Raw genomic sequence first — 18,212 nt, 5'->3', positions numbered from 1 at the left:
AAAAAAAACGCCTTCCATGGCAAGACTTTTAGCCACTACGACTATGCCCTCACATCCCAAAGCATGAGCGGTTCTGATGATAGCACCTATATTTCCAACATCGCTGAGTCCATAAAGCACGGTTATAAAATTTCGCTTTTTTAGCTCGTCAAACTGCTTAAAACCAAACTCTTCAACTTCTGCTAAAAAGCCTTGGTGGTTGCCTCCGCGTGCAAGAGCTTGTGCTTTTTGGTTATCCACTCGCTTAATAGGCGCTCCGACGGAAGCGATTTGCGAAAAGGTAGCTTTGTCGCACTCTTTTGCAAGATAGATAGTTTTAACGCTTTTTTTATAGTGCTTTATAATGTGTAAAAATAGCTGTTTTCCATATATAATCATCGGCTCATAATAGCTAAAAATCAGTAAAATTTAGCTTATTTTGTTAGATTTTCATATATTTTCTTTACGTTTTCGCCTGTGATTTTGGCGATAAGTTTGGCTTTAGTTTTTGGTGGGATATCAAGAGGGGTAATGTCATCTATAGTGATTTTTTCACCGCTTTGATGCGCGCTTTTATCTATCACGATACACCATTCGCCCTTTAAATTTGCATTTTGAAGTTGCTCTTTTAACTCTTTTGCGCTTGCGCTAAATTTGGTTTCAAATTTTTTAGTCGCCTCTTTTATGGCAAAAATTTTTCTATCAGGCTCTAAATTTGCTATCTGCTCTATCAGCGCAAGCACTCTTTTTGGACTTTCGTATATGATTACAGGATAGGGTGAATTGAGTGCGTTTTGTATAGCTATCATTCGCTCTTTGCCTGTGTTTGGCAAAAAACCTAAAAAGGTAAATTCTTTATCACAAAGCCCGCTTGCAACGACTGCTAAAAGTAGTGCGCTTGAACCGCTTAAGACTTCGTAATCAATCCCGTTTTTGATAGAAAATCTTACTAGCTCAACTCCAGGATCACTAATAGCGGGCATTCCTGCATCGCTTACATAAGCAACGGTTTTTTTGAAAATTTCCGTATCTAAATTTGAAAGAATTTGAGCTTCGTTGTGAGAGTGAAGTGAGATAAATTTTTCTATCTTGATATCTGTATTAAAGCGAGAATTTAATAGATTTATGAGAGATTTGGTAACTCTTGTATCTTCGCAAAAGATCACTTCACATTCACGCAAAATATTTAATGCGTGAAGTGAAATGTCCTCTAAATTTCCTATCGGAGTAGGAATAAAATATAGCAAAGTATTATTTCAAGTTATATTTTTTCTTAAATTTATCAACTCTACCAGCAGAGTCAACGATCTTTTCGCTTCCTGTGAAGAATGGGTGGCACTCGCTGCAGATATCTACTCTGATCTCGTTTTTGTTTGATTTAGTTGTAAAAGTGTTGCCGCAAGCACAAGTTACTTGGCACTCAACAAATTCCGGATGAATCTCTTTTTTCATTTTTTATCCTTTTATAGCCTGTTTTTATTATTTGTTTCGTTCATAGAGTAAGGCGTGATTATACAAAAAAACTTTTTAAAAATCAAATTTAAACTAAAATCTTAGAAGCGACGCTTAAAATCGCAGTTTGCGAGCGAAGTATATTTTTTGAATTTAAGCTGTATTTTTTGCTTACTTTTTCGCGTTCGTTTTGGCTAAATCCACCTTCCGGACCTATGATTAAGAGTTCATTTTGTGTATAGTTTTCAAAATTTGCTCCGTTAAAATCAACTAACGCCACATCTTTATAAGCCTTGATAACCTCATCTAAATTTTTATAAATTTCAATTTGCATAAGAGAATTTCGCCCGCACTGTTCGCATGAGCTGATTAAAATTCTCTCAAGTCTATCTTTATCAATTTTAAAGTTTTTTTGAGAAAAATCGGAGTAGAAAAATATAAGCTTATTAACCCCGATCTCATTTAAGCTAGGCAGAGTTTTTTCTATCACTTTGGTGTCTATGATAGCCCAGCCAAGGCTGAAATTTAGCTCTTCGCTCTCTACACTATGCTTAAAAACAAGAGATAGCTCAGCGCCTTTTTTATCTAAATTTGCAATTTCATATATATAATTTTGTCCGTCTTTTAAATTTCTAACGTCAATTCGCTCGCCAAGTTTCGCTCGCCTTGCTTTAAGATGTAAAAACTGCTCGTTTTGAAGGCAAATTTGCTCCTCTCCCGCTTGCTTTGAGTAAAGAAATTTCATCTCACACCGCTTGCGATTAAAACCAAGGCAAGATCAAGTAAAATTTTAAATCTCATCTTTTTTCTAAAATCTATAAAATTTTTACTCTTCATGGCCACTTTTAATTTTTTAAACTCCATTGCACCAAGTCCGATTAAAAGTACCCAAACGACTATCATCACTACCACCCTGAAGCTTAAATGAAAGTAAAAGACACTCATCAATAAAAGCCCAGTCATTAGCATAGCTGCTAAAAAGCTATAGTAAGTTGGCAAGAAAAGTCGAATTCGCTTTGCATAAGATGGCGAATTTAGGCCAAATTCTATAAGGCAAAAGTGTATGATGATGAGTGCTATTAATATAACGGCAATCGCCAAATGAAGACTAAGCGCCATTTCGTAAAGCTCTTTTAAACTCTCGTTAAATTCCATTATTTCCCTTCGACTACCGGTTCAGGCGGTAAATTTTCATCTATGGTTACGTTGGCATCAGGCGCAGCAATCGGCACATCGCTTGGAGGAGCTTCGTTTAGATCAAGTAAAATTTGCTTTTTTTCATCCTCGCAACCTGTGAAAAACAGTGCCGAAATCAAAGCCGAAATCCAAAAAATTCGCCTCATCATACCTCCTTTGGATTTATGATTTTTTGCCCGAGTTTTATCTTATCAAAGAGATCTTTATCGTCCCATTCGCTTATGATTTCAGGCGAAAATATAATATCTTTTAAATTTATCTCGCCCATTTTGGCGTTATATGCGTCATCCCTAAAACACTGCGCGTAGCCCGTGTCGGTTTCATGGACGATTACGCTGTGGATTTTTACTTCCCGCTCGCCGTTTTGCATAACGGTTGATTTTAAAAGTCTGTCGATTAGTACAAAAAATATCCTGCAAAACTGCTCTGCTGAAGGATTTACAGGAATTTCTATCCAGCGTTTTGAATGCTTTTTCATGTCATCTAAGTACTCTTTATCATCACCGCTAAAAAGTGTGGTTGTGTGATCGAAGCTGTCGATTAGACATTTGATATTTTGCTTCATTAAGCCAAAGTCATAAACCATGCCCGCATTGTCTAAGAAATTTGATTCAAGCAGGATTTCAGCCCTATAAGAGTGCCCGTGAATGCTTGTTCTGCATCTTCTTGAGCTACAAAATCTCACAATGTGAGCGTTTTCAAATTTAAAAAGTTTTCTAATTATCATTTAAACTCCATCTTTATCGCCCCAAAGTCTTATATGAACGCGATCCGTATAGTTAAAGCCAAATTTTATGCAAAATTCAGCTACGCTTTTAGCATTGTTTTCAAGGCTTATTTTATCATAACCTTGCGGCATGCAAAAAACGTCATTGTCGCAAATTTCAAGGATTTCAAAAATTTCAGCCTCCGCTTGTGCGCTTTGAATCATCTCTTTATTTATCACAAATTTATAAAAGCTCTCTTTTGCATTTTCTTTTATGGCTTTTAAAGCCGCTTGATTTATGCGTTTGGCCTTGTTTTCACCGCTTGAGCTGAGCTTGACGCTTATGGCAAAAGTGCAGTTTTTATAAATCTGAAATTTGCTAAATTCAATCTCAATAGTGCCGTTTGTCTCAAAATGCACCTCGTAATTTTCATCAAGCAAATTTCGCACCAAATTTATGAAATCTTCGTTTTTGTGATGTAAAAGCGGCTCTCCGCCGGTTATGACGACGATAGGTTTTTGGCGTAAATTTTGATCGTATTTTTTAACTAGGGTTAAAATTTCTTGATAGGTTAAATTTTCGTATTTAAAGTGGCTTGTGTAAACAGCTCTAATAGTGTCGCAACCCGTTAGCTCTTCGCCGGTTTTTGGCGAAATTTTACTCACGCCAAAGCCTTTGCAGGTTAAGTTACATCCCGCAAATCGTAAAAATATGGCGAGTTTGCCGCTGCTTGCGCCCTCGCCTTGTATGCTTAAAAAGCTCTCGACCAAATTTAAACCCAAATTTTACCTTTCAAATTTGGCGAGATTATATCAAATTTCAGCCGCCTGTTTGGTAAAAGGCTCTGCTTGAAGTTTCGTTTGCAACTCCCGCTTCCCATCTGTTTTTTTCGGGTTTGTTTTGAAGCACCTTGCGTAAAATTTCGCTTGCACCCTTTACATCGCCGGCTTTTACAGCGTCTTTGATACTCATCGCGTCTTCAAAATACAAGCACGGTATCAAAAACCCTTCGGCTGTTAGGCGAATTCTGTTGCAACTCTCGCAGAAGTCATGCTTATGCGGATCTATGATGCCGAATTTATATCCGTCCTCAAGCATATATATACTAGCAGGGCTTGTAGGTAGCTTGCCATCGCTTGTGATTTTATATTTTTGTCCGATAACGTCTAAAATTTCAGCCGCTTTCATGCCCTTAAGCTCGTCGTCTGCGTGCATGTTTTCCATGTATTCGATAAAGCGAATTTGACAACCTCTGCTCTTTGCAAACTCAAGCAAGCTTACCAGTTCATCGTCATTTACGCCTTTTAGCGCGACGGTATTTATCTTTACTTTAAGTCCTGCGTCAAGTGCGGCTTCAAAACCTGTCAAAACTTCGTGAAGCACGCTTTTTTGCGCGATAAATTTAGCTTTTTCGATTTTGAGGCTATCAAGCGACATGTTTAGTCTTTTAAGCCCCGCATCTTTAAGCGCTCTTGCGTAGTGCTTTAGCATGTAGCCGTTTGTAGTAAGGGCTAAATCTATGTCGTTTTTATAATCGTGTATCATCCTTATAAAACTGTCAAGATCTTTTCTTAAAAGCGGTTCGCCGCCTGTTATTCGGATCTTTTTTACACCCTCGTCGATTGCGACTTTGACAAATAAAAACAGCTCCTCAAAACTAAGTAAATTCTCTTTTGGTGTCCATTCAAAAGGGGTTTTTGGCATACAGTATTTACATCTAAAGTTGCAGCGTTGTGTTACTGAAATGCGCAGATAATCAACAACTCGTCCATGCCCGTCTATTAACATCTTTCTACCCTTAGTTAATTTAGATTTTTATCTAAACAAATTTATAAGCATTATATGGAGCTTACCTTTAAAATTTTTTAAATTTTGACTATTTTAGTGATGTTTATTTTTTATATTTTATAAGTTTAATTAGTTTTATTTATTTAAATGAGTTTATTAAATTTGAGGACAAATTCGACTTTGCCTATTCCAAGTCTAAGATCTTTGGCTATTGTTTCTATGTTTTTACCATCTTTATACATATCTATAATTCGTTTTTCGTCAGTTTCTTCGCTATTTGATGTTATTTTTCCTATGGTTTTAGTTCGTTCTTCAAGTGTGTAAATCCTGTTTTGCTGCTCTTCTTGAAAGCTGTCTATGGAAGTTTCTATCCCTTTAAGAGTATTTACTATAGGGATGATTTTTGAGTTTATCTGCTCGTTTAGTCTTTGTTCTAATCGTAATTCTATCGCTTCTACATCTATATTTGCACTTCCTGCTATCTCTATATTGTTAAGTTGTTTTTTTAAGAGATGATTCTCTTGGATGATACCTTCTAATACTTTTTCATATCTTGAAAATTTCTTGCCAGCCTCCATGTCTTTAAACACTACCAATAAAAAAAGTATTACTAAAATAAGTCCAAGTCCAATAAAAATTATAAAATCGCTACCCATTATTTCCCCTTAACTCGCGTATCATCACGCGCTCTCTAGCCGTTACATATCCGTTGTAGTCGCTCTCATCGCTTTCGTGCATCTTTGTTATCTTGGCTGTTTTTTCATCAACTGCTTCAAAAAACACCGCTAAATCACGCTTTGGAAATATCGGCATTGAAATTCTAGCGTAATAACTGCCTCCGGTGCTAAATTTAGCCTCTTTTATCGCAAAATTTTCAAAGCCGACACCTTCTATCACCGAGCTTTCGTTAAGCTCAAGCTTTGAAATTTTTTCGTTTTTCAAATATGCGTTTAGTTCGTCAAATTTGCGGTGCAGTTCGGTTAAAAGTGTCAGCAAAACCTGATCGCTCTCTTTGGTTTCACCTCTTGCCTTAGCACGCTTTAGCCACTGTCCCAGCGGATCGTCCTCGCTTCCGCTTAGCTTATCGAATTCAATCGCAAATTCATCTTTTCTATCTAAAATTTCTTCAAAAACGATATCTAAATTTGCAGGATAAAGCCTCATAAATCTATCCATATAAATATAAAAAACATAATTCCAAGATAGCCGTTTAGCGTGAAAAAGGCTCTATCTATCTTGCTAAAATCCTTGCGAACGATTTTGTGTTCGGCAAATAAAATCACTGCGCTTAATATAACTCCGATAAATGCCCAAAGTCCCAAATTTGCAGCCCAAGCAAAGAGCAACCAAAATAAAATCGCATTTAGATGAAAAAGCGCAGAGATAAACATCGTAGCCTTTTCGCCATATATCGAAGGTATGCTAAAAAGCCCCTTTTGCTTATCAAATTCCATATCCTGAAGCGAATAAAGCAGGTCAAATCCCGCCACCCAAAACATTACCCCAAGACACAGTAGCGCGCTCCATAAAGGTATGCTCGCACTTATCGCCACTGCTCCTGCAATCGGAGCTAAACCAAGCGATAAACCAAGCACCAAATGCGCAAGTTCGCTAAAGCGCTTAAAGAGCGAATATCCGCCAAGAATGATTAAAATCGGAAACGACAGCCAAAATGCAAGATCGTTTATAAGCCAAGCAACTATGACAAAGATCGCCGCATTTGCGATGATAAAAACAAGCAAATTCCCCCTGCCTATGCGTCCGTCAACGCTTGGACGATTTGCGGTTCGCGGGTTTAATTTATCTATATCCTCATCCATATAGCGGTTAAAAGCCATTGCAAAATTTCTGGCGCTGACCGCGCAGATTATGCCTAAAATCAACAGCTTCCAGCCAAACCAAGCCGAGTTATTTATCTGTTTGCTTGCAACTATCATCGCCGTAAAGATAAACGGCAACGCAAAAATAGAGTGCTTAAATACGATTAGTTCGCCGATATCTTTTAGTGTCGTTAGAAATTTTTGCATATTTTTCCATAAATTTAAGTTTGGCGTTATTTTATCTTAAATTACAAAAATTTGCTAAAATTAAGCTACTCAAGATAAATTTAAAGGAAAACCTATGAAAGACGTAGTGGTTATAGGAAGCGGAATTTCAGGGCTTTTTAGCGCTTATTGGTGTGTTAAAAACTCTCTTAGCGTAAGCGTGGTATCCAAATCGCAAAAGCCTGAAACTAACGGCTTAAATACGCTAAATTTATTTTTAGGCGCACATCGAAGTTTGTTTGACGAAGTTTTAAAATTTGCTAGAGGAGACGGCTTTGTAGGGTTTAAAAATTTAGCCGATAAAGCGTTTTTAAACTGGCTTTTAAAATTTGGCGTAAATCAAACTAGACCTAGTAAAAAGCTTGAAATTTTAACTCGTAGATACGGCTTAAAAAGCTATGAAATTTACCAAAATTTAGCAAGCGAAATAGGGGAATTTGAATTTGAAAGCAGAGGCGAAGCGCTTGTGTTTTTTGACGATAAAAAATACAAATTCATGCTTGAAAATATAAAATTTAACGATGAAAATTTCGAAATTTTAGATATACGCGACGAAAATACTTTGGGTCTTGTTAAAAACGGCGTAAAGGGAGCTTTAAATTTAAAGAAAAACGCAAGACTGGACGCGCAAAAACTATATGAAAATTTAAAAGCGTTTTTAGAGCGAAGCGGAGTTACATTTGTAACCGATGAGATTGTTGATTACGAAGTTGGTGCAGATGGCGTAAGATCGGTAATCGGAAGGCTTGGCAGATATGAGGCAAGCAGCTTCATCCAAGCAAGCGGAGATGATAAGAATTTGGTTAAAAAATTAGGCGTGAATTTCGATCTCATTAGTGCGAAAATTTATGAAGTAAGTTTTGAAGCAAATGAGGATATATCGCCTAAAATGCCGCTTATGATTGATGATTTCGGATTGAATATAGATGCTAAAAACGGTCTTGTAAACATCGTTACAAAGCCTCAAATAAATGCAAAAGATGCGCTTGTGGATATAAAAGAGATAAATGAAAATTTAGCCAAGCTAAAGCCTTATACTTCATTTTTTGAGCTTAAAAATCCGACTTTTAAGGCTAAAAATTTAGCGTTTACGCCAAATTCACTGCCGATATTTGGACGCGATGAGAGCTATAAAAATCTGCTTTATATAAGCGGTTTTGGGCTAAATGAGAGCCTATTTGCTCCGTGCGTTTCTCAAATTTTAACCGATATGATAGTGCGTGGCGTCTCAAATGAAAATAGCGATGATGTGCTGCTTTTTTCAGGAATTTACGCTTGAAAGAACTTGCTATCATAGGCGCTACGGCAAGCGGCAAGACAGATCTTGCGCTTAAGCTTGCAAGCGAGTTTAACGGCATTATCTTAAGTCTTGACTCGCTTTGCGTTTATAAAGAGATCAATATCGCAAGCGCAAAGCCAAGCGAGGCAGAGCTTGCCAGCGTGAGGCATTTTGGGATAAATTTGATATATCCAAACGAGCATTTTGACGTTGGGATGTTTTTTGAGATTTATAAGCAAGCTAGACAGTTTGCCGTGCAAAATGGCAAAAATTTATTTATAACGGGCGGAAGCGGATTTTATCTAAAATCCTTAATCTCAGGACTTTCGCCAAAATTTGATAAACTTGAAAGCGGACTTAGTAACGCTGAAATTTACGAATTTGCAAGTAGGATAGATCCCGTTTTTGCCACTAAATTTAGCCAAAATGACACATATAGGCTAAATAAATGGCTTGAAATTTACGTTCATATTTTAAAGACCGAAAATCCCGCCCAAGAGTTTAAGCTTGAAAATTTGATTAAAATCGTGCAGGGTAAGGCGGTGCAAAATTTGCAAATTTCAACCGCTCCAAGCGTTTATTTGCAAGAAAATACTTACGAGCCTATCATCTCAAATTTAAAGATTTTTGAGATAGTTTGGGATAGGGAAATTTTGCGTGAGCGCATAAAAATTCGCACCGAAAATATGCTTGAAAAAGGGCTTTTGGATGAGGCGAAATTTCTTTTTGAAAAGTACCCTAGCGAGCCAAAACCGCTTAAGTCGATCGGTCTTAAAGAGTGCGGTGAGTTTTTAAGAGGCGAGATCAATGAAAGCGAGCTTTTTGAGCTGATTTCAACGCATACGGCTCAGCTTGCCAAACGTCAGCGCACCTTTAACCGCTCGCAATTTGAAGAGAAATTTAGCGGCTCTATCCAAGAGTGCGAAACAAAAATTCGCGAATTTTTAAGCTGATTTAAAATTTGCGGCTAAAATTGCCATAAAATCACAAGTAAAAAAAGGAAAAATTTGCTAGTTCATATCTGCTGTTCTGTCGATAGTCACTACTTTTTGCGCCGTTTGCGCGAGGATTTTCCTGATGAGGAGCTGATCGGCTATTTTTACGATCCAAACATCCATCCATATAGTGAATTTTTGATGCGCTACGAGGATGTTAAGCGCTCGTGCGACGCGATGGGTATCAAGCTAATATGCGGAGAATACGACTATGAAAGCTGGCTTGCAGGAACTAAGGGGCTTGAAGATGAGCCTGAAAAGGGTAAGCGCTGTAAATACTGCTTTGATTTTCGCGTGGGAAGCTCGGCCGCTAAGGCGATTGAGCTTGGGCAAAAGTCCGTTACAACGACACTTTTAATGAGTCCAAAGAAGGATTTTAGCCAGCTTGAAGCTTCGCTTAAAGAGGCGGTAGGCGGCTATGATCTTGAAGCTGTGGCGGTTGATTACCGAAAAAACGGCGGCACGAACGAGCAGTTTGAACTTGCTAAAAAAGATAAGCTCTATCATCAAAATTACTGCGGATGTATCTTTGGGCTTAGCAAGCAGAGAGAAGCGCAAAATTTGCCGTTAAGCGAGCTTGCAAGCGAGATAAACGGACGCGTTTTACCCGGCAGCATCGAAGAGCGGCTTGAGCTTTATAAAAAGGTGCGAGAGTGCGAAGAAAAGGGCGTGAAATTTCATCTTTCGCGCAAGTATTTTTTGAACTACCGCCTGCTTAGAGCAAGCGTGAAATTTGATAAATTTGTTGTGCCTAGCTACTTTTTGCTTTATTCAAATTTTAAGCGTGCAAGCGTGAAATTTAGTGTAAGCAAGGTAAAAGATTTGCTTGATGAGCTTCGAGATGGGGTAACGATGATGAATTTAGCCAAATTTAACGAGCTTACAAAGAGTGATTACTCAAACGTTAATAGGCTTTGCAAAAATCCGCCAAGCGTAGAGGCTGAGCTAAATTTGAGACGAGAAATTTGCGGAGATTTTAGCCAAAATCCAATAATCGTGCTTGATCAAATTTTAGAGGGCAGATATGAAATTTATGGCAAAAGCGTAACTTATAACGACAGCAGGGAAATTTTGGTTTTAGAGTGAATTAATGCTTAAAATTCGGCTTAAAATTTCCTGCTTAAAAAGCTAAAATTCAACTCAATAATCTTTCTCTTAGCAAAAATTAGCTAAAATCGGGTCTATATTTTAATAATTAAGGCTTAGCAGTGATAGACATAATGCAAATTCAAAAGATACTTCCGCATAGATATCCGTTTTTACTCATCGATAGAGTCGTAGAAATCGAGCCCGCAAAGCACATAGTGGCTTATAAAAACGTAACAATCGGCGAACCGGTTTTCCAAGGACACTTCCCCGATCATCCGATATATCCGGGTGTAATGATAATAGAAGGCATGGCGCAAGCGGGCGGAGTGCTCGCGTTTAAGAGTATGAGCGATGAACATCAGGCGGGCATTGAAAATAAGGTTGTCTATTTTATGAGCATAGATCGCGCTAAATTTCGCCATCCGATCCGCCCTGGCGACAGGCTGGAGTACCGCCTTGAAGTGCTAAAACACAAAGGAAATATCTGGGTGCTTGACGGCAAGGCTTATGTGGACGGAACTCTTGCTTGCGAGGCGGAGTTAAAAGCGATGATAGTAGATAAATAGGCGAAATTTGATGAAAAATATCCATAAAACGGCGGTCATAGAAGACGGTGCCAAGATCGGCGAAGACGCGATAATTGAAGCCTATGCTTATGTCGGAAAAGACGCGGTGCTTGGTAACGGCGTGCTGGTTAAGCAAGGCGCTAGGATCGTGGGCGATACGCATATAGGCGATTTTAGTAAAATTTACAGCTACGCGATCGTGGGCGACATACCTCAAGATATCAGCTATAAACCGGAAAGTAATACCGGCGTACGAATAGGCAAAAACGCTACAATCCGCGAATTTTGCACGATAAATTCGGGCACGCATAAAGGCGATGGGCTAACCAGAATCGGCGATAATGCCTTTATCATGGCGTATTGTCATATCGCGCATGACTGTATAATCGGCAATAACGTAATCCTAGCAAACAACGCTACTTTAGCTGGACACGTTGAGATGGGAGATTTTGCGGTAGTTGGTGGACTAACTCCAGTGCATCAGTTCGTGCGAATCGGTGAAAGCTGCATGATCGCAGGTGCAAGCGCGCTTAGTCAAGATGTAGTGCCGTTTTGTCTAGCCGAGGGCAACAGAGCCTATATAAGAGGGCTAAATTTGGTTGGAATTCGCAGAAGATTTGATAAAGAAAATGTAGAAGAGATAAATAGGGCTTATAAATTTTTATTTAGACATGAAGGCGGGTTAAAAGAGGCTGCAAGCGAGCTTATGCAAACTCAAAACAACGAAAATGTAAAAAAAATGTGCGAATTTATACTAAGCACGACGCGGGGAATTCCGCTGGCAAAAGGAAGAGAATAATGGCGAAAAAGTGTAATTTTTGCGGCGAAATCGAGTCAAACGACAGAAGATTGTTGTCTGATATACAAGGACATGCTTTCATATGCGAATACTGTATAAATGCCGCTTACAATATGATTTATGGTGATACCAGCCTTGAAAAAAGCGAAGAAATTTTAAAGCATGATTATAAAAATTTGACTCCAAAAGAGTTAAAAGAGGTGCTTGACGGTTATGTTGTCGGTCAAGATAAGGCAAAAAAAGTATTTAGCGTAGGTGTTTATAATCACTATAAGAGAATTTTCAAACAGAGCGAGATTGAGGATGATACCGAAATTTCAAAGTCAAATATCTTGCTTGTAGGACCTACGGGAAGCGGTAAGACGCTGATGGCTCAGACTCTGGCTAAATTTCTTGATGTGCCTATCGCAATTTGCGACGCGACAAGCTTGACTGAGGCCGGATATGTGGGCGAAGACGTGGAAAATATCCTAACTCGTTTGCTTCAGGCTGCTGACGGCGATGTAAAAAGAGCCGAGCAGGGGATTGTGTTTGTAGATGAGATCGATAAGATAGCCAGAATGAGCGAAAATCGCTCGATAACGCGCGATGTTTCAGGTGAAGGGGTGCAGCAGGCGCTTCTTAAGATAATCGAAGGAAGCGTTGTAAATATCCCTCCAAAAGGCGGTAGGAAACATCCTAATCAAGAGTTTATCCAGATAGATACTTCAAACATCTTGTTTGTTTGCGGCGGCGCATTTGACGGTCTTAGCGATATTGTTGAGCGCAGGATAGGCAAAAACGTGCTTGGCTTTAATCAAGATAAGCGCAGTAAAGAGGAGAGATCGAATTTGTTGCATTTACTTGAGCCTGATGATTTGGTGCATTTTGGGCTTATCCCAGAACTAATCGGAAGGCTTCATGTAGTCGCAACGCTTAACGAGATCACCAAAGATGATATGGTGAGAATTCTTACCGAGCCGAAAAATGCTATCTTAAAGCAGTATCAAAAGCTTTTTTCTATCGATAAAGCAACGCTTAAATTTGACGATGAGGCGCTTAAGGAGGTTGCAGGGCTTGCCATTGAGCGAAAGACCGGGGCAAGAGGTCTTAGAAGTATAATGGAAGAGGTTATGATAGATATCATGTATGAGCTTCCTGAGCTTGGCGGATATGAGGTAGTGATAACAAAAGATGTCGTAAACGGCGATGCTAAGCCGATTTTAGTCAAACAAAATAAACTAAGCGCATAATATAAAAGGTAGAAGATGATTTTAGATCAAATTATTGGATTTTTCTCAAGTGATATGGGTATAGATTTGGGCACGGCAAATACGCTTGTCTTAGTAAAAGATAAAGGTATCATCATAAATGAACCTTCGGTTGTCGCCGTGCAGCGTGAAAAATACGGTAAGCAAAAAATTCTAGCCGTAGGGCACGAGGCTAAGGATATGGTCGGTAAGACTCCGGGCGATATAGAGGCGATAAGACCTATGAGAGACGGCGTTATAGCTGACTTTGACATGACTGAAAAGATGATAAGATATTTTATAGAAAAGACTCATAGGCGCAAAAGCTTCATCCGCCCGCGTATCATCATATCAGTTCCTTACGGACTAACTCAAGTTGAAAGAAAAGCCGTCCGAGAAAGTGCACTTAGTGCGGGCGCTAGAGAGGTCTTTTTGATAGAAGAGCCTATGGCTGCGGCGATCGGAGCAAATTTGCCGGTTCGCGAGCCGCAAGGAAATTTGGTTGTGGATATCGGTGGTGGAACGACTGAAATCGGCGTAGTTTCACTTGGCGGTTTGGTTATAAGCAAATCAATCAGAACCGCAGGCGATAAGATCGATATGAGTATAGTAAACTACATAAAAGAAAAATATAACCTTTTAATAGGCGAAAGAGCGGGAGAGGACATAAAGATACAAGTAGGCTCTGCTATACAGCTTCCTCAAGAGCTTACTATCGTAGTCAAAGGGCGCGATCAGGTAAGCGGACTCTTAAGCAGGATAGAGCTAACCAGCGAAGATGTGCGAGAGGCGATGAGAGAGCCTCTTAAAGAGATAGCTGATGCCTTAAAAACAGTGCTTGAGATGATGCCGCCTGATCTTGCCGGTGATATTGTAGAAAATGGAGTGGTTTTAACAGGTGGCGGAGCTCTGATAAGAGGACTTGATAAGTATCTATCCGATATAGTTAAGCTTCCTGTATTTGTAGCCGATGAGCCGCTAATGGCTGTTGCAAGAGGAACCGGTAAGGCCTTGGAAGAGATAGGACTTTTGCAACAACTAACAAATGAAGAGTAAAATTTTATTTGTTATTTTAATCGGAGCCTTGGCGCTTAGCTCGCTTTATAAAGGTGAGATATTTAGCAAAGAGGTTGTAAATTTAAATAGCTCTATTGTCAAAATATACGATGATGGCATTAAATTTATAGTCAACAAGGTAAATGAGTATTTTAGACAAAAAGAGGAGATAATATCTCTTAGGGCTCAAAATGCTGAGCTTGAAAAGTCTGCCGTTCTTTTAGCCTCATTTGCTAAAGAGCTAAATGAAATTTTGATAGATAAGAATTCAAGCGTATATGAGCCCAAAATTCAGCTCGTTAGAGCATTAAGCTATGTAAATATAAGCGATTATAATAAAATTTGGCTTGATAAATTTGATGATTTTAATAGCTCTAAAATTTATGGGCTTATCTATCAGGGCAAGAGTGCCGGCATAGTAATATCCAAAGACGATCGCCCTATGGCTATCTTGCAAAATGATCCTAAAAATATATTTGCGGTTTTTGTGGGAAATGAAAAGATCCCAGGTATAGCACATGGCAATAAAAACGGACTTTTGATAAAATTTATTCCTCAATGGCTTCATCCAAAAGATGGCGATGAGGTCTATACAAGCGGGCTTGACGGGATATTTTTCAGCGGAGTTCCTGTAGGAAAAGTTACAAAAGTTATTGAAGAGAGTTTATATAAGAGCGTATTAGTAGAACCATACGTAAAAGTTGATATTCCATCATATCTATATGCAGTTACAAAGGAAAAATAATGCCAAAAAGAGAAGATATAAAAACAGTTTTATTGATAGGTTCGGGACCTATTGTTATCGGTCAAGCTTGCGAATTTGATTATAGTGGCACACAGGCGGCTAAGACTCTAAAGAGTTTAGGCTATAAGGTCGTGCTTATCAACTCAAATCCGGCTACCATCATGACCGATCCTGATTTTGCCGATGCTACTTATGTAGAGCCTATTACAAAAGAGAGTATAAAACGTATAATAGATAAAGAAAGTGTAGATGCCATTTTGCCTACGATGGGAGGTCAGGTAGCTCTAAATGTGGCTATGCAATTACACGAATCAGGAATGCTTGAAGGCGTAAAATTCTTAGGCGCTAGACCTGAGGCGATAAAAAAAGGTGAGGATAGGCAGGAATTTAAAGCTGCTATGCAAAGAATAGGTATGGATCTGCCAAAGAGTAGATATGCTTATAACCTTGAAGAAGCTATGTCGGCTGCCAATGAAATAGGATTTCCTCTGATTATTAGGGCATCTTTTACTTTGGGTGGTGCAGGAAGTGGAGTTGCATATAATATTGATGAGTTTAGAGAGCTTGCACAAGCTGGTATAGATGCAAGCCCTATACATGAAATTTTAATAGAGGAGAGTTTGCTTGGCTGGAAAGAGTATGAGATGGAGGTTATTAGAGATAGCAAAGATAATTGCATCATAGTATGCTCTATCGAAAACCTCGATCCAATGGGTGTGCATACAGGAGATTCTATAACTATAGCCCCAGCGCTTACTCTAACAGATAAAGAGTATCAAAAGATGCGCGAAGCAAGCTTTGCTATTATCAGGGAGATAGGCGTAGATACCGGTGGAAGCAATATGCAGTTTGCTATAAATCCGAAAAATGGCAGAATGGTAGTTATAGAAATGAACCCGCGTGTTAGCCGTAGTTCTGCACTTGCCAGTAAGGCTACCGGTTATCCTATAGCAAAGGTTGCTACTCTTCTTGCCGTCGGTTTTAGCCTGGATGAGATAAAAAACGATATAGCCGATACTCCTGCATCAAGAGAGCCTGCAATTGATTATATAGTGACTAAAATTCCTCGCTTTACTTTTGAAAAATTTCCAGGTGCGAATCCATATTTAGGCACTGCGATGAAGTCTGTGGGCGAAGTAATGGCTATAGGAAGGACGTTTAAAGAGAGTATCCAAAAGGCACTTTGCTCGATGGAGAAGGATTTTTATGGATTTAACTTTTTAAATTTAGATAAGAACGCTCTCATATACGGACTTAGAAATGCTAATGAAAATCGTCTTTTGATGATTGCTCAAGCATTTAGAGATGGACTTAGCATAGATGAAATTAACGAATATAGCAAGATAGATCCTTGGTTTTTGGATCAAATTCGCCAAATAGTTGAATTTGAAGATAGAATCGATATGGATATTTTAAATGACGAAAATTTGCTTCGCGAAACCAAATCCATGGGCTTTAGCGATAAGATGATAGCTCATCTTATAAACTTAAAAGACAATCTTGAGCTTAGTCAAAATGACATCTATTTTGCCAGAAATAAGCTTGGTATTAATCTTGAATACAATGAGGTAGATACTTGCGCGGGAGAGTTAAAAGCGCTCACTTCGTATCTGTATTCTACGACAAATATCACTAAAATTCCACAAAATTTATTAGCCGATGATTCTAAAAAAGTGATGATAATAGGTGGCGGACCAAACCGCATAGGTCAAGGCATAGAATTTGATTACTGCTGCGTGCATGCAAGCTACGCTTTAAGAGATCTTGGCGTAAAAACCATCATGTATAACTGCAACCCCGAAACGGTATCAACCGACTATGATACGAGCGATATACTTTACTTTGAGCCGATTGATTTTGAGCATGTGCGTTCAGTCATCGAGCGCGAGAAGCCCGATGGGGTGATCGTGCATTTTGGCGGTCAAACTCCGCTAAAATTCGCTAAGCGCCTAAGTATAGCGGGAGCTAAGATTATAGGCACGACTGCGCGGGTTATAGATATCGCCGAAGATAGAAAGAAATTTAGCGAATTTATAAATAAAATCGGCGTAAAACAGCCTACAAACGACACTGCAACCAGTCAGAAAGAAGCCATAGAAAAAGCTAACGCTATCGGCTATCCGGTACTTGTGCGCCCTAGCTACGTGCTTGGCGGACGAGCCATGAGGCGTGTGCATAGCGAAGATGAGTTAAAGCAATATATGAACGAAGCGGTTAAGGTTAGCAATAACTCCCCGGTACTGCTTGATAAATTTCTTCAAGATGCGACCGAGCTTGACGTGGATGCGATATGTGACGGCAAGGACGTATATATCGGCGCTATTATGCAGCATATAGAGGAGGCTGGAATACACTCGGGTGATAGTGCATGCATACTGCCTCCAATGAGCCTAAGTGGCAAGATGATAGAAAAGATTGAGCGTCAGACTAGAGATATAGCTTTAAATTTAGGCGTTGTGGGACTTATGAACATACAGTTTGCCATATATGAAGATGAGCTATATATGATAGAGGTAAATCCTCGTGCAAGCCGAACGGTGCCATTTGTAAGCAAGGCGACCGGCGTTCCTATGGCAAAGGTTGCAACCCGCGTTATGTGGCAAGGAAATTTGCGTGAAGCGCTTAAATTTTACGACGCTTACGGAGTCGTCTTTGAAGAGGAGGGCATCCTAAAACCGCGCGTTAAAAATCACGTTTGCGTTAAAGAAGCGGTATTTCCGTTTAATAAACTAAGCGGCGCAGACTTAATCCTTGGCCCTGAGATGAAATCAACAGGCGAAGTTATGGGTATCAGCAGTGATTTTGCAAGAAGCTTTGCTAAGTCACAAATTGCAGCCAGCAACTCGCTACCTACAGGCGGACTCGTCTTCTTAACTCTTGCAGATAATGACAAGACATATGCTATTAATCTTGCAAAAGAGTTTATAAATTTAGGATTTAAGATAATAGCGACCGGTGGAACACATAAAATTTTAAAAGATAGCAGTGTGGAGGCGGAATTTGTATATAAGATAAGCGAGGGTCGTCCAAATATAGAGGACAGGCTTAAAAATGGCGATATATCTTTAGTTGTAAATACAAGCGATAGTAAGTCAAATGCCGAGGATGGCAAGAAAATTCGCCAAAATATCTTGCGATTTAAAATTCCTTATTTTACTACTATCGCTGCTGCGCTTGCCGCAGCAAAATCAATTAGAAGCGTTCAAGACGGCTCTGCTCTTGAGGTGAAAAGCCTGCAGGAGTATTTGAAGTGAAATACCAAATATAAATTTGCAAAATAAAAAAG

The 18,212-nt window shown here is 39.1% G+C and carries 21 protein-coding genes; 9 read left to right on the top strand and 12 right to left on the bottom strand.

Annotation, left to right across the window (positions count from 1 at the left end; all coding sequences use genetic code 11):
• From CDOM16189_RS00865 to mqnP, 12 genes are all read right to left on the bottom strand, one after another.
• A partial coding sequence (locus CDOM16189_RS00865) for an RNA methyltransferase substrate-binding domain-containing protein (protein WP_283240825.1) occupies nt 1-378 on the bottom strand: 378 nt, incomplete at its 3' end.
• A 35-nt stretch (nt 379-413) separates the two neighbouring features.
• Nucleotides 414-1,226 carry a 16S rRNA (cytidine(1402)-2'-O)-methyltransferase gene (gene rsmI / locus CDOM16189_RS00860; RefSeq protein ID WP_169973559.1) on the bottom strand — a complete coding sequence of 271 codons (813 nt, stop codon included), beginning with the start codon at nt 1,224-1,226 and terminating at the stop codon, nt 414-416.
• Nucleotides 1,227-1,230: 4 nt separating this feature from the next.
• Complete coding sequence (gene rpmE, locus CDOM16189_RS00855; protein WP_169973557.1) at nt 1,231-1,431, bottom strand: 50S ribosomal protein L31; 201 nt, start codon at nt 1,429-1,431, stop codon at nt 1,231-1,233.
• A gap of 88 nt (nt 1,432-1,519) precedes the next feature.
• Nucleotides 1,520-2,176, bottom strand: a complete 657-nt coding sequence (locus tag CDOM16189_RS00850; RefSeq protein WP_169973555.1) for a 16S rRNA (uracil(1498)-N(3))-methyltransferase — start codon at nt 2,174-2,176, stop codon at nt 1,520-1,522.
• Entirely contained in the window at nt 2,173-2,586 is a 414-nt protein-coding gene (locus tag CDOM16189_RS00845; protein ID WP_169973553.1) for a hypothetical protein, read from the bottom strand. The genes CDOM16189_RS00850 and CDOM16189_RS00845 overlap by 4 nt, the downstream gene beginning before the upstream one ends.
• A complete protein-coding gene (locus tag CDOM16189_RS00840) occupies nt 2,586-2,774 on the bottom strand; it encodes a hypothetical protein (protein ID WP_169973551.1) in 189 nt (62 codons plus the stop codon). Before CDOM16189_RS00840 ends, CDOM16189_RS00845 begins: the two co-directional genes overlap by 1 nt.
• Complete coding sequence (locus CDOM16189_RS00835; RefSeq protein ID WP_169943178.1) at nt 2,774-3,355, bottom strand: 6-pyruvoyl trahydropterin synthase family protein; 582 nt, start codon at nt 3,353-3,355, stop codon at nt 2,774-2,776. Before CDOM16189_RS00835 ends, CDOM16189_RS00840 begins: the two co-directional genes overlap by 1 nt.
• Nucleotides 3,356-4,117: a 7-carboxy-7-deazaguanine synthase QueE gene (locus tag CDOM16189_RS00830; protein WP_169973549.1), complete on the bottom strand. Its 762-nt coding sequence runs from the start codon at nt 4,115-4,117 to the stop codon at nt 3,356-3,358.
• A 37-nt stretch (nt 4,118-4,154) separates the two neighbouring features.
• Nucleotides 4,155-5,123 (bottom strand): GTP 3',8-cyclase MoaA, encoded by a 969-nt coding sequence (gene moaA, locus CDOM16189_RS00825; protein ID WP_169943180.1) that lies wholly within the window; start codon nt 5,121-5,123, stop codon nt 4,155-4,157.
• A 143-nt stretch (nt 5,124-5,266) separates the two neighbouring features.
• Nucleotides 5,267-5,779, bottom strand: a complete 513-nt coding sequence (locus tag CDOM16189_RS00820) for a DUF6115 domain-containing protein (RefSeq protein ID WP_169973547.1) — start codon at nt 5,777-5,779, stop codon at nt 5,267-5,269.
• Nucleotides 5,772-6,287, bottom strand: a complete 516-nt coding sequence (locus CDOM16189_RS00815; RefSeq protein ID WP_169973545.1) for a hypothetical protein — start codon at nt 6,285-6,287, stop codon at nt 5,772-5,774. The genes CDOM16189_RS00820 and CDOM16189_RS00815 overlap by 8 nt, the downstream gene beginning before the upstream one ends.
• Nucleotides 6,284-7,150: a menaquinone biosynthesis prenyltransferase MqnP gene (mqnP, locus tag CDOM16189_RS00810; RefSeq protein ID WP_169973543.1), complete on the bottom strand. Its 867-nt coding sequence runs from the start codon at nt 7,148-7,150 to the stop codon at nt 6,284-6,286. The genes CDOM16189_RS00815 and mqnP overlap by 4 nt, the downstream gene beginning before the upstream one ends.
• Before the next feature lie 94 nt (nt 7,151-7,244).
• On the opposite strand from mqnP, the gene CDOM16189_RS00805 reads away from it, so the two are divergent.
• The 9 genes from CDOM16189_RS00805 to carB all read left to right on the top strand — a co-directional run bounded on the left by CDOM16189_RS00805 (nt 7,245) and on the right by carB (nt 18,180).
• A complete protein-coding gene (locus tag CDOM16189_RS00805; protein ID WP_170000682.1) occupies nt 7,245-8,447 on the top strand; it encodes an NAD(P)/FAD-dependent oxidoreductase in 1,203 nt (400 codons plus the stop codon).
• Nucleotides 8,444-9,400: a tRNA (adenosine(37)-N6)-dimethylallyltransferase gene (locus tag CDOM16189_RS00800; RefSeq protein WP_169973539.1), complete on the top strand. Its 957-nt coding sequence runs from the start codon at nt 8,444-8,446 to the stop codon at nt 9,398-9,400. The genes CDOM16189_RS00805 and CDOM16189_RS00800 overlap by 4 nt, the downstream gene beginning before the upstream one ends.
• 54 nt (nt 9,401-9,454) lie before the next feature.
• Nucleotides 9,455-10,528, top strand: a complete 1,074-nt coding sequence (locus CDOM16189_RS00795) for an epoxyqueuosine reductase QueH (RefSeq protein WP_169973537.1) — start codon at nt 9,455-9,457, stop codon at nt 10,526-10,528.
• Nucleotides 10,529-10,650: 122 nt separating this feature from the next.
• Nucleotides 10,651-11,097 (top strand): 3-hydroxyacyl-ACP dehydratase FabZ, encoded by a 447-nt coding sequence (gene fabZ, locus CDOM16189_RS00790; RefSeq protein WP_169973535.1) that lies wholly within the window; start codon nt 10,651-10,653, stop codon nt 11,095-11,097.
• 10 nt (nt 11,098-11,107) lie between these two features.
• Nucleotides 11,108-11,896 carry an acyl-ACP--UDP-N-acetylglucosamine O-acyltransferase gene (gene lpxA / locus CDOM16189_RS00785; protein WP_169973533.1) on the top strand — a complete coding sequence of 263 codons (789 nt, stop codon included), beginning with the start codon at nt 11,108-11,110 and terminating at the stop codon, nt 11,894-11,896.
• A complete protein-coding gene (gene clpX / locus CDOM16189_RS00780) occupies nt 11,896-13,128 on the top strand; it encodes an ATP-dependent Clp protease ATP-binding subunit ClpX (protein WP_170000681.1) in 1,233 nt (410 codons plus the stop codon). Before lpxA ends, clpX begins: the two co-directional genes overlap by 1 nt.
• 15 nt (nt 13,129-13,143) lie before the next feature.
• Nucleotides 13,144-14,181 (top strand): rod shape-determining protein, encoded by a 1,038-nt coding sequence (locus tag CDOM16189_RS00775; RefSeq protein WP_169973529.1) that lies wholly within the window; start codon nt 13,144-13,146, stop codon nt 14,179-14,181.
• Complete coding sequence (mreC, locus tag CDOM16189_RS00770; RefSeq protein ID WP_169973527.1) at nt 14,171-14,926, top strand: rod shape-determining protein MreC; 756 nt, start codon at nt 14,171-14,173, stop codon at nt 14,924-14,926. The genes CDOM16189_RS00775 and mreC overlap by 11 nt, the downstream gene beginning before the upstream one ends.
• Nucleotides 14,926-18,180 (top strand): carbamoyl-phosphate synthase large subunit, encoded by a 3,255-nt coding sequence (carB, locus tag CDOM16189_RS00765; protein ID WP_169973525.1) that lies wholly within the window; start codon nt 14,926-14,928, stop codon nt 18,178-18,180. Before mreC ends, carB begins: the two co-directional genes overlap by 1 nt.
• Nucleotides 18,181-18,212 lie beyond the last annotated feature (32 nt).

Origin of the sequence: Campylobacter sp. RM16189 (assembly GCF_012978815.1) — a bacterium.
Taxonomy (GTDB): domain Bacteria; phylum Campylobacterota; class Campylobacteria; order Campylobacterales; family Campylobacteraceae; genus Campylobacter_A.
Note: the sequence above shows the minus strand (reverse complement) of the source record. Positions and strands in the feature narration are given on the sequence as shown.

Coding starts and splice junctions, on each gene's coding strand:
- rpmE (WP_169973557.1), bottom strand. CDS start 1,431: ATGAAAAAAGAGATTCATCCGGAATTTGTTGAGTGCCAAGTAACTTGT.
- CDOM16189_RS00850 (WP_169973555.1), bottom strand. CDS start 2,176: ATGAAATTTCTTTACTCAAAGCAAGCGGGAGAGGAGCAAATTTGCCTT.
- CDOM16189_RS00845 (WP_169973553.1), bottom strand. CDS start 2,586: ATGGAATTTAACGAGAGTTTAAAAGAGCTTTACGAAATGGCGCTTAGT.
- CDOM16189_RS00840 (WP_169973551.1), bottom strand. CDS start 2,774: ATGAGGCGAATTTTTTGGATTTCGGCTTTGATTTCGGCACTGTTTTTC.
- CDOM16189_RS00835 (WP_169943178.1), bottom strand. CDS start 3,355: ATGATAATTAGAAAACTTTTTAAATTTGAAAACGCTCACATTGTGAGA.
- moaA (WP_169943180.1), bottom strand. CDS start 5,123: ATGTTAATAGACGGGCATGGACGAGTTGTTGATTATCTGCGCATTTCA.
- CDOM16189_RS00820 (WP_169973547.1), bottom strand. CDS start 5,779: ATGGGTAGCGATTTTATAATTTTTATTGGACTTGGACTTATTTTAGTA.
- CDOM16189_RS00815 (WP_169973545.1), bottom strand. CDS start 6,287: ATGAGGCTTTATCCTGCAAATTTAGATATCGTTTTTGAAGAAATTTTA.
- mqnP (WP_169973543.1), bottom strand. CDS start 7,150: ATGCAAAAATTTCTAACGACACTAAAAGATATCGGCGAACTAATCGTA.
- CDOM16189_RS00805 (WP_170000682.1), top strand. CDS start 7,245: ATGAAAGACGTAGTGGTTATAGGAAGCGGAATTTCAGGGCTTTTTAGC.
- lpxA (WP_169973533.1), top strand. CDS start 11,108: ATGAAAAATATCCATAAAACGGCGGTCATAGAAGACGGTGCCAAGATC.
- clpX (WP_170000681.1), top strand. CDS start 11,896: ATGGCGAAAAAGTGTAATTTTTGCGGCGAAATCGAGTCAAACGACAGA.
- CDOM16189_RS00775 (WP_169973529.1), top strand. CDS start 13,144: ATGATTTTAGATCAAATTATTGGATTTTTCTCAAGTGATATGGGTATA.
- mreC (WP_169973527.1), top strand. CDS start 14,171: ATGAAGAGTAAAATTTTATTTGTTATTTTAATCGGAGCCTTGGCGCTT.
- carB (WP_169973525.1), top strand. CDS start 14,926: ATGCCAAAAAGAGAAGATATAAAAACAGTTTTATTGATAGGTTCGGGA.